The 11,297-nt window shown below is 42.0% G+C and carries 9 protein-coding genes and 1 riboswitch; of the genes, 4 read left to right on the forward strand and 5 right to left on the reverse strand.

Features of this window, described 5'->3' with window-relative positions; translation table 11 throughout:
- Positions 1–80: 80 nt before the first annotated feature.
- From NFS43_RS15265 to NFS43_RS15280, 4 genes are all read right to left on the reverse strand, one after another.
- Complete coding sequence (locus NFS43_RS15265; RefSeq protein WP_251553242.1) at positions 81–830, reverse strand: ABC transporter permease; 750 nt, start codon at positions 828–830, stop codon at positions 81–83.
- Positions 831–1,592, reverse strand: coding sequence for an ABC transporter ATP-binding protein (locus NFS43_RS15270; protein ID WP_251553270.1), 762 nt, complete (start codon positions 1,590–1,592; stop codon positions 831–833).
- 160 nt (positions 1,593–1,752) lie between these two features.
- Complete coding sequence (locus NFS43_RS15275) at positions 1,753–2,106, reverse strand: DUF1048 domain-containing protein (protein WP_251553272.1); 354 nt, start codon at positions 2,104–2,106, stop codon at positions 1,753–1,755.
- A 73-nt stretch (positions 2,107–2,179) separates the two neighbouring features.
- Positions 2,180–2,500, reverse strand: a complete 321-nt coding sequence (locus NFS43_RS15280) for a PadR family transcriptional regulator (RefSeq protein WP_251553274.1) — start codon at positions 2,498–2,500, stop codon at positions 2,180–2,182.
- Positions 2,501–3,156: 656 nt separating this feature from the next.
- Between NFS43_RS15280 and NFS43_RS15285 the strand changes: the two genes are divergently transcribed.
- Positions 3,157–4,905, forward strand: a complete 1,749-nt coding sequence (locus tag NFS43_RS15285) for a M28 family peptidase (RefSeq protein ID WP_251553282.1) — start codon at positions 3,157–3,159, stop codon at positions 4,903–4,905.
- Positions 4,906–5,133: 228 nt separating this feature from the next.
- Positions 5,134–5,216: riboswitch (cyclic di-GMP riboswitch) on the forward strand.
- Between the two features lie 14 nt (positions 5,217–5,230).
- On the forward strand, positions 5,231–6,814 hold the full coding sequence (locus NFS43_RS15290; protein WP_251553314.1) for a diguanylate cyclase domain-containing protein: 1,584 nt from the start codon (positions 5,231–5,233) through the stop codon (positions 6,812–6,814).
- A gap of 47 nt (positions 6,815–6,861) precedes the next feature.
- Here NFS43_RS15290 and NFS43_RS15295 read toward each other — a convergent pair whose 3' ends face one another.
- Positions 6,862–8,223, reverse strand: a complete 1,362-nt coding sequence (locus NFS43_RS15295) for an Nramp family divalent metal transporter (protein ID WP_251553329.1) — start codon at positions 8,221–8,223, stop codon at positions 6,862–6,864.
- Positions 8,224–8,561: 338 nt separating this feature from the next.
- Here NFS43_RS15295 and NFS43_RS15300 point away from each other — a divergent pair, with 338 nt between their 5' ends.
- Both NFS43_RS15300 and NFS43_RS15305 read left to right on the forward strand, forming a co-directional pair.
- Positions 8,562–10,202, forward strand: coding sequence for an AraC family transcriptional regulator (locus NFS43_RS15300; RefSeq protein ID WP_251553343.1), 1,641 nt, complete (start codon positions 8,562–8,564; stop codon positions 10,200–10,202).
- A 101-nt stretch (positions 10,203–10,303) separates the two neighbouring features.
- Positions 10,304–11,284: an ABC transporter substrate-binding protein gene (locus NFS43_RS15305; RefSeq protein WP_251553345.1), complete on the forward strand. Its 981-nt coding sequence runs from the start codon at positions 10,304–10,306 to the stop codon at positions 11,282–11,284.
- Positions 11,285–11,297: the final 13 nt, after the last annotated feature.

An 11,297-nucleotide genomic window follows, 5' to 3' on the forward strand; every position in this document is an offset into this window, starting at 1 on the left:
GTTCGCCAACCCTTTAGCGATAGCAAAGGCATTCATTGCAGCGGTTGACTTTTGATATGGCTAATTCCATATTGGTGTACTTACCCTAACTGGCGTTTAAATGCTTTAATGGCGAAAAAGTAAGTGATGACCATGATGCTGGCGCACCAGGCAAGCGCGACCCAGATATCGCTGCCAACGGACCCTTCATACAAGAGGGCACGAATCGCATTCACGATGGAAGTCACGGGCTGGTTCTCAGCGAACACACGGACAATTTTGGGCATGGTTTCGGTAGGGACAAAGGCCGAACTGATAAACGGCAGGAATATCAGCGGGTACGAGTAGGCTGATGCCCCCTCCATTGTCTTCGCTGTCAATCCAGGAATGACCGCAAGCCATGTCAGCGCCAGCGTAAACAGCCCGAGTATCCCAGCTACCGCGAGCCAATCCAGGATACCGGCGCTCGAATGGAAGCCCATCAAGAGTGCGACGAGGAAAACGACTACGAGAGTAAGGGCATTAGAAACAAGCGAAGTCAACACGTGAGCCCACAATATCGACGAGCGCTTGATGGGCATGGTAATGAACCGCGCCATCAGCCCGCTCTTTACATCCGTAAACATCCGAAAGGAAGTGTAAGCGACGCCGGATGCAATCGCCATTAGCAAGATACCCGGCAATAAATAATTGACGTAGTTGTCCGTTCCTGTCTCGATGGCGCCGCCAAATACGTAGACAAACAGCAGCATCATCGCAATCGGCGTAATCGCCACCGTAATAATCGTATCCGGGCTGCGCATGATGTTGCGCATTAAACGTCCAAGTAATATCCCTGTTTTGCTTTTCATTTACATTTCCTCCTTTTTGTTGATGATCGCGAGGAAAATTTCCTCCAATGTCGGCTGCTTCTCGATATACTCCACTTTCGCTGGCGGAAACGTCTCCTTGAGTTCGGCAAGGGTACCGGTCGTGATGATTTTTCCGCCATGCAGGATGGCGATCCGGTCCGCCAGTTGTTCGGCTTCTTCCAGGTACTGGGTAGTCAGCAAGATGGTCGTTCCGCTGCCGGCAAGCTCCTTGACGGTATTCCAAACCTCAAGCCGCGCTTCAGGGTCAAGCCCTGTCGTCGGTTCGTCGAGAAAAATGACGGCTGGCGTCCCGATCAGACTCATGGCGATGTCAAGCCGGCGTTTCATCCCGCCAGAATACTGGTCCGCCCGGCGATTGGCCGCGTCACGCAGGCTAAATTTTTCCAGCAGATGGTCGGCGACTTGAGCAGGATTGGCAACTCCCCGCAGTTTGGCGATCATGATCAGGTTTTCCCTTCCTGTTTGCATGCCATCTAAAGCGGCAAACTGTCCGGTCAGGCTGATGCTCTGGCGAACATGATCTGATTGGCGCTGGACGTCAAAGCCACAAATTGTTGCTTCGCCGCCATCAGGCTTCATTAACGTCGATAGGATGTTGACTATCGTCGTTTTGCCTGCGCCATTAGAACCCAACAGTGCGAAAATTTCACCACGCCGTACCTCAAAATCAACCCCCTTTAAGACTTCCTTGTCTTTAAAGGATTTTTTTAGCCCTTTTACTGAAATTGCCGCATTATTCATCCTTTTTTCCTCCTTATACTAATGTTGTTTTACGGGGAGAACATGCCTATCCTTGTCTATTAAGTCTGACTGATAATCTGTATTACTTATTACTGGGTTAAAAATATAACTGAATAGCAAAGTTGGCAGTTCACTTTTGAAACCAGCTAATCAGTTGGTATTATTTATTCGATTTATTTTTTCCCAACCGCTTCATGATACTATGATTCAAGTCTTCGCGATACTTGGCGGTATAGGTTTTAGCGTTTGCCACGAGTTCGTCGGCAAAGGAAGCCACATCGTCCCCGGTAATGTCGAGCACCTGTCTGCCTTCCGCTGCACCGGCTTCGAACAACTCTATTAATTCATATTGCATGTGGAGCATATCCATCCCATTGCCCGCTGAGAAATTCCACATGTAGTTTTGAATTTTCTTAAATACGTACTCATAGTCCTCTGGCAGGGCTTCGACCCTTGCCATCATCATCTTGTACTCTTTTTTATCGCCTATCATTTTTTTGAACAGTTCCAACATATTATTTTTCCTCCTTTTTTAGATCAAGCTGAACAAGACATTTCCATAAGATCGGACGGAATATCTTTTTCGGTTAGGTAGACTTTAAGGCATTGATTTTTGAAGATACGAAATCCCATTTTTCCCAAAATAATTCAAGTTCCTTCCGTCCAGCCTCATTAAGTGTATAAAACTTGCGGGGCGGCCCCATATCTGACGGTTTTTTTTCTATATTGACCAGCTTTTTCTTTTCTAATCGCACGAGGATGGTGTAGACCGTCCCTTCCACGACTTCGGTAAACCCCAGCTCGTTAAGAAGGCGGGTAATCTCGTAGCCATAGGTTTCATGGCGGCTGATGATTTCGAGCACGCAGCCTTCCAGCGAACCCTTCAGCATTTCAGTTAAATTTTCCATGTTCAGCACCTCCTCAACTTTGTCTGACATTTATCCAGGATAGCTTAGTACAAAGGGGTAATTTTCGGAAATCAAGCTATTTAGTATTACTTATTACAAGTACATTGTAACACTGAGTAGATGAGGGTGTCAATAAACTTTCATAAAAATAGGCAGATGATTCATCGGTAAATATCTCTTATTCGTGAGGATTTGTTAGATAAGGAATGAGAATATCTCCCATATTAGTTCTAAGTATGTGTAAAAAAATTCATAACTATATGATTCGTTAGGGGATAGGAATAGAGCTTACTATTCAAATTTGAAAAAAAACTTTGGTAGACTTTATAACATGCTAATAGACTTTATATGTAAATCTTCCTAAAATAAGAACATAATTAAGTAAGGACTTGGTAAAATAGCTGAATTATTGTAAAATGTTGGTAACCACATCGAATAGTGCTTTAAAAATTCTCAATATTCTAATTATTAAATGAATCAAAAGTCAGTCAATAGGATAAACGAAAATAGAGGGGATTGATTTATGTTTAAAAGTGTTAACAGTATTCATTTAACATTTAACAGTAGAATGATGGCGGGAAGCAGTTATTTTAATCAAAATCAGGATGTTGTGTGAGTAAAAGAGGATGATAAAAATTGAAAAGGGGATAATTTTTATGACAATGGATGTTAGAGACATGACAAGTCCAGAACAGTTAATGGGCCATATTCAACATATTGCCCAATGGGTCCGGTTATCTGGTTCGCCGGAGGAGTCCAAAGGCTTTGATTATATAGAGGAAAAATTGACAGAGTGGAAAATCAGCTATAAACGAATCACCCATCCAGCATATATTAGCTTGCCTGGAAAGGCATCTGTAACCATTAAAATGCAGGGCATAGAAATGCCTATAGAATGTATCACACATGCCATGGGTGCCAATACACCTAAAGAAGGAATAGCGGGATCATTGGTTTATGTTGGGAAAGGGATGCCTGATGATTATAAACATTTTCCTCAAGGGGCAATTGCTTTAGTTGAGGGTTTAGCGACTCCATTAAGTACGCTGAATGCTGGAAAAGCGAACGCAGCAGGCGTTGTTTTTATTAATGGCAGTGAATTTCACGAGATGATTGTATCCCCAGTATGGGGCTCTCCTCCTTCAGACCGCCAGCACCTATTGCCTGAGATTCCAGTTGTCTCTATTTTGGAAAAGGATGCAAGAAAAATAAAAAGTCAACTTGCTCAGCAAATACCTGTTCAAGTTACTTTGAATACAGAAGTATTAACGGAATGGAGAGAAATTCCATTATTAATCGCTGATATTGAAGGAAATCAATATCCGGAAGAAGTGGTTATGTTAGCTGGACATGTTGATTCATGGCATTATGGAGCAATGGATAACGCGAGTGCGAACGCTGTGCAGTTAGAAGCCTTACGTGTTTTTCAACAAAGAAAAGATAAGCTTGTCCGCAGTTTAAGGGTTGCCTTCTGGTCAGGGCATTCACATGGGAGATATGCCGGATCCACTTGGTATGTTGATGAGCATTGGGCAGAATTAGAGGAGGAACTAGTGGTCCAAATGTATGTAGATTCTGTTGGCGGCAAAGGGGCAACTGTTCTTTCTCAAGCCTGGGCCATGTCAGAGACGAAACCTGTTGCGATTGAGGCCTTAGCATTAGAAACGGGTGAAGTATTCGAAGGTGGACGCTTTGGACGCGGAGGAGACCAGTCTTTTTATGGTATCGGGGTTTCAGGATTGTTTATGTGTCTTTCTGAACAGCCCCCCATCACAGACCCTAAGTACATTGGTTCGAGTAATTTACTTGGCGGGAATGGAAAAACAGGCGGGCTGGGTTCGTGGTGGCATGCAGTAGATGATACCGTCGATAAGTTAGATCCAGCTTTTCTAAATAGAGATGCCCGGATTTATCTCTACTCATTATCTAGATATTTAGAAGAGCCAAGATTAGCTTTGGATTTTAGGGAAACAATCATGGAGCTGCGGAATCATCTCCTCCAATGGCAGAAGATAGCTCAGGACCGATTTGAACTGAGTGAGGCTGTTAAATACTGCAATCAGTTGGAGGAAGTGGTTCAGCCATTTTATCAGGCGCAAGATCTTGAACCTACAATTTTTAATCAGATAGTGATCACTTTGGGTCGTATCTTAATTCCGCTAAATTATACAACTGGAAACAAATATGAACAAGATTTAGCGCTAAACTATCAGCCCATTCCGTCTTTAGAACCCATTCAGGATTTACTCAAGACCGAGCCAGGGAGTGATGAGGAACAGCATCTGCTTATTTTATTGAAACGCCGATTAAACTATGTTTCTAATACATTGCGTAAAGCCAGCCAATATCTGAAGGAATTTCCTGCTGTTAAACAAATACCTGAAAGTATGGAAATGCGAAAATAATAGCCAGGTGTATTGATGTTATTATCGTTCTTTATATGGAGGAAATGACTATTTAATAAACTTGCATATAGCAAAAATTAAGCATCCTACTGGGGTGTTTTTTTTTGCAACATAACCCAGTGTAATATTTGGGATTATTTCACTATGGATAGGTGGAAGTATGAAGTGGTTTAATGTTAAAGTAGTAAAAATGTTTAAGGGTTAGCATATAATCAACGCTCATAAATACTTTGAAAAGGGCAAACCTGTTGAAAAACAGGGACGCAAAACCACAGATCTAAGGCAGTGACTAGGATGGCTGGGTTGCCGAAGGAGAAAAAGAGAAATGAACAAGCAGGATGATAGGAGATTAACACTAAATAGATTCAAATACTTATTAGATTATTATGCTTTACCTCTGAAAATCACGCTTTTATATGCCGTTTTGGGCAGTATTTGGATCCTATTTTCCGATCAAGCGTTAAAGGTATGGTTTATATATAGTACCCATTTGTATATATCATTGGCCATTTTTAAAGGGTATTTGTATGTCATTGTATCGTCTGTCATGATATTTGCTCTTGCTTCAAGAGGCATCATTCGGGACAAAAAGCGATCCGAGCTTGCCTTGGGTAAAAGTGAACAAGCCTTGAAAGAATCTATAAAAGAACTGGCTGATGTTCAAAGAGCGTTAGCTGAGTCTTCCATCATAGCGATAACGGATAATAGGGGAATCATTAAATTTGTAAACGATAAATTTTGTGAAATATCTCAATACACGGAAGAAGAGCTGCTTGGAAAAGACCATCGCTTATTAAATTCAGGCTATCATTCCAAGGAATTCTTCAAAGAAATGTGGAGAACCATTGGAACAGGACAAACGTGGCGGGGGGAAATTCGAAATCAAGCCAAAGATGGCAGTTTTTATTGGGTATCCACAACCATTGTTCCTTTCCTTAATCATCAAGGAAAACCGTATCAATATGTCTCCATCCGAAATGACATAACTGAAAAAAAGCTGGCTGAAGAATCCTTGCGGAAAAGCGAGGAACGCTATCGATTCATTGCCGAAAATATGACGGATCTAGTTAGGATTGTAGATACAAAAGGAGTCGTGACCTATGCTTCACCCTCACATGAACATGTACTAGGGTATTCTCCAAAGAGAATGGAGGGATATTCTGCCTTTAAATTGATTCACCCGGATGACATGGATCATGTGCAAAGTCAATTCAGGAGTGGAATCATGGCAAAGGAGGACCATACGGCTGAATTCCGAATGAAACATGCGGAAGGCCATTGGGTTTGGATTGAAGCACATGCTAAACTGGTTTTAGATGAACAAGATCATATCCTCAGCCTTCAATTTGTGGGCAGAGATATTACGGAAAGAAAAATGCTGGAAGAGAAATTGAGCAATATGGCTTTTTATGATCCATTAACAGGCAAGCCAAATCGCAGACTTTTTCAGGAAAAGTTAAAACAAGCAATAAAAGAGGCAGATCGGCATAAACGAAAATTTGCTCTTTTGTACTTTGATATGGACAATTTTAAAAAGATAAACGATACATTTGGACATGACGCAGGGGATGAATTGCTCAAGCAATTTACCGAGCGGGTCCAGAACTGCATTCGTGACATTGACACACTTGCAAGACAGGGTGGAGATGAGTTCACCGTTCTTCTATCGGAACTTCGCGAGGAACAAGAGGCTTTAATGATTGCTGAACGTATTTTGGCCTCTATTCAGGAACCATGGACGGTTCAGCATCATACGTTTAATACAACATCAAGTATAGGAATCGCTTTTTATCCTAAAGATGGAACTACTTTTGTTGAATTGATGAAATATGCAGATGCGGCTATGTATTCGGCCAAGGATTTTGGAAGGAATAACATTAAAGTGTATACAGCAAAGGAACCAAGCTAATTCTTGATTGGTTCCTTTTTTATGTTGTTATGTTAGTAAAATTAATTCTAGAAAAAGGTACTCCAAAGTAAATAGGCATTTAATACGACAATAACCGATGTCACGAACCAAGCGAGCCATTTTATCCAGGTTTTATTGACAAATATACCCATCTTGCTTTTGTCGCTAGTGAACATGACAAGTGGAATCACGGCAAATGACAATTGAAGGGAGAGGATGACCTGGCTAAGAATCAGTAATTCACCGGTTCCTTTTTCACCGTAAATTAACGTGACTGTCACTGCAGGGATGATTGCGATCAATCTGGTAATCAACCGTCTTAACCAAGGCTTTAATCGAATATTTAAGAACCCTTCCATGACAATTTGGCCAGCCAGGGTGCCTGTTAAAGTCGAGTTCTGGCCCGAAGCCAGCAAGGCAACCCCGAATAAGATTCCCGCGATTCCCGAACCGAGCATCGGATCTAACAAATGATAGGCATCTTGAATTTCTGCCACATCTGTATGTCCGGTCTTATGAAAGGCTGCGGCAGACAGGATCAGGATGGCAGCATTCACAAATAGGGCCAGCATTAAGGCAACGGTGGAATCGATGGTGGCGTACTTAATCGCCGAACGTTTACCCTCTAATGTGTCATCGTATTTTCTTGTTTGGACGATCGAAGAGTGCAGATACAGATTATGAGGCATGACGGTTGCTCCCAAAATCCCTAAGGCAATATAAAGCATATTTGGATTCGTCACGATCGTGCTGCTTGGGATAAAACCGGATACGATTCCGCTAATTTCAGGCTTTGACAAGATGAGTTCAAAGCCAAAACATACCGCGATCGTGGCAATCAAGGCAATGACAAATGACTCGATATAACGGAACCCCTTATTTTGTAAAAGCAAAACAAGCAGTATATCAAAGGCCGTAAGACAAACGCCATACACAAGCGGGATACCAAACAATAAGTTTAAGGCAATGGCTGCGCCGATGATTTCTGCTAAATCACATGCCGCAATCGCTAACTCACATAAGATCCACAGTACAAACGAAACGGGTTTGCTAAAATGATCCCGGCAGGCCTGAGCTAAATCCCGTCCTGACACAATCCCCAATTTAGCTGATAAAGATTGTAAAAGAATCGCCATTAGGTTTGAGATTAGTATGACTGAAAGTAACGTGTAACCATAGGCTGATCCTCCGGCAATCGAGGTTGCCCAGTTTCCTGGATCCATATAGCCCACTGCTACCAAATACCCTGGACCGATAAATCCTAATAATTTTCGAAAAAAGCTGCCCGTTTTTTTGATGGGAATGGATTTATGAACCTCTTGTAAACTTGGATTTGGATTTTCCTTTTTCCAAGAATGCTTCAAATCCCCCAAATTAGAAGCTGTTTCATTTGTGCTCATTTTTTTCATCCTCCCTTTTTATTGAAGTGAACAATTTATTTTTCCTGTAGGTATAAATTTTGCATTAAGGAAACTTTTAGATAAAAAAATAAAGAGTACAATTTGATGTAAATGGGCTTCCAATATTTTGAGAATGGATCGCCCCTTCCTCACTAATAATTCCCAATCGTTTAATTTAATTATATTGTACTCCTTTAAAAAGTTTCCTTCAACCAAAAAAAATTCCTAAATAAAAAATATTGTCCCCTATAAAACATACATTAAATTAATTGACATTGATAATCATTATCATCTACTATCAAATCAACTAATAAATGACAAACGTTATCATTTAAGGGGTGGAGCAGATGAATCCTATCCAATGGATCCAGAAAGGAGAACCAGATGTTCAGTGGGATGACCTAGTCATTAGACTGCGCAATATTGAAACAATGACAGGAAATAGCGGTTGGCGGAGTGAACAGCAATTCACGGCCTCCCATGTATTAATCGTGGTGATCAATGGTCAAGGGCGTCTATCCCTTGACCGCTTTGAGTGCCGTTTGAGAGAGGCTGGGGTCTATTTGTGCCCGCCTAATGAAACGTTTGAGGCAGCGGCTGATCACTCGGAGGATTTGAAACTGCTGCTGCTTCGGTTTGAGGTATATCAAGACAAAGAGCAGAGAAATCAAGATATAAAATCCAATGATAAAATGCAGTGGCTGGCTTTGAAAGGGGAAATCCCAATTCAGCCCTCTGAATCTCTAGTTTCAATGTGCATGGAGCTTTGTGGGTATTGGCAAAGTCCTTACGGGTTGGAGCGTTTTCGAAGTCAGGCCATCTTCCAGGAATTGATTTATCGGATCTTGAAAAACCGTATCCATCGTCTAGATGCACAGCAAACGTCACTTGAAAGTGCAAAAGAGTATTTGGAAAACCATTATAACGAGAATTTGACGATATTACAGCTTGCCCATATAGCCCAGATCAGCCCGAAGTATTTTGTCGATCTTTTCAAGAAAACGTATGGGACAAGTGCAATTGATTATTTGACCGAGCTGCGGATAAAACGGGCCAAACAGTTAATGTCCCAGGCTCATCTCCGGCTTCGGGACATTGCCTCTCAGGTCGGTTATCAAGATGAATTTTATTTTAGCCGAAAATTTAAGAAGCGGGTTGGAATTTCACCCTCGATGTATATGAAAAAGCGCCGGCGTAAGGTTGCTGCCTATCGGCCCAGTGATATAGGGCAATTGCTTGCACTAAACATCATTCCATATGCAGCGCCTCTCCATCCCAAATGGACTCCCTTCTATTACAACAGGTACCGGGATGACATTGAGGTCCATCTAAGTGCCTACCGGCGAAACTTACATTGGGAGTCTAATATTGAAACAATCCGTAAAGCCCAGCCAGATATCATTATTTGTACGGACCCCATCAGCGATGGGGAGAAAGAGCGGCTTGAGAGGATGCCGTCGCTGTTGTATGCCCCGGAGAGCGCAAAGGATTGGCGGGAGCAATTAGTGAGAATCGCTGAATTTTTAGGAGAAAGACCAGAAGCGATGCAATTCCTGCAAAGCTATCAAGAGAAAGTAAAGTTAACTCGTGAACAATTAAACAGAAGGATGAAGGGTGCACGGATTCTTTTGTTAAGAATCCATAAACATAATCTTTATATACATTGCAGCCGGAGCATAGTAGAGGTTTTGTATCATGATCTGCAGCTCTCTTCCGCCTATCCGCAGGCAGCTAAAGAGCCGATTTCCATTGGGCAATTGGCAGAAGTGGATGCGGACTGCCTTCTCATCCTGGTCTGCCAGGAGCCAGACACGTTAGCTTATTGGAGAGGATTGCAGCAATCCTTCGAATGGCAGGAATTAAGGGCCGTTCAATCCGGTCAGGTTCATTTGCTTTCTTCTGACCCCTGGCTGGAGTATTCCGCCTCTGCCCATGACCGAATTTTAACGGAAACCCTAAGGCTGTTTTCAGGAGATGATCCATCTTAATTTCTGGAAATTGTCCATGGACGGAAAAATGATGATGGACTATCATTGAGAATGATTATCGATATCATTTAATGAGGGTTGAGAAGAGAGAGGGGTTAGCAATGAAAAAGAAATTATTTATGTTCGGGATGACCGCTGTTTGCATGATTGGGCTTACAGCATGCAATACATCAGAAAAGACGGCTGCAAAACCGTCAGAAAAAACAGCAGAAACGAAGCAGAATAGCGAAACAACAAAACCGGTCAATCAGACCATCACCTATTTAAACAAAGAGTACACCATCCCTAATAAGGTCACAAAAATTGCCGCCGCCAGCTTAGAAGCGATGGAGGATGCTGCCATCTTAGGAGTTAAACCAGCAGGAGCCATTACTATTGGGGGAAAGCTGCCTGAATACGTGGCCGATGATCTACAAGGCGCTGAATCAATTGGGGAGAAGACCCAGCCAAATTTTGAGACGCTGTTAACCTTAAAACCAGATGTCATATTAGGGACGGATAAATTCCAGCCGGATGTAGCGGAGCAGTTAAAGAAAATAGCTCCGATGTTTCCAATTTCCCATATCTCAACAGATTGGAAAGAAAATTTGAAATTACTTGCTGAGCTGACCGGTAAACAATCGAAAGCTGATAACATAATCAAGCAATATGAAGAAACCGTGAAAAAAGTGAAGGACCAAGCAGGAGAGGATTTAAAGGATAAAAAAGCAGTTATTGTCAGAATCAGAGGCGGCAGCCTGTTTCTGTATCCGCAGGATGTGTATCTGAACCCTGTTCTTTACGCTGATCTGGGAATGACAGTACCTGAAGAAATCAAGGCAGTTAAAGCACAAGAAGCCATCTCATTAGAAAAATTTGCAGAAATGAATCCTGATTATATCTATTTACAATTTGAAGAAAGTGAAAACGCCGATAAACCGAAGGCATTAGAAGAACTGGAAAGCAATCCGATTTGGAATAGTATTCAAGCAGTAAAAAATAAACAGGTGTTTGTCAATGCCATTGATCCTATGTATCAGGGGGGAACGGCTTTGAGTAAAACCACTTTCCTGAAAGCAGTAGAGAAAACATTATTGAAATAAGCTAAGGTGTTTT

This window comes from Neobacillus muris, assembly GCF_943193175.1.
In the GTDB taxonomy this organism is placed as follows: domain Bacteria; phylum Bacillota; class Bacilli; order Bacillales; family Cytobacillaceae; genus Neobacillus; species Neobacillus muris.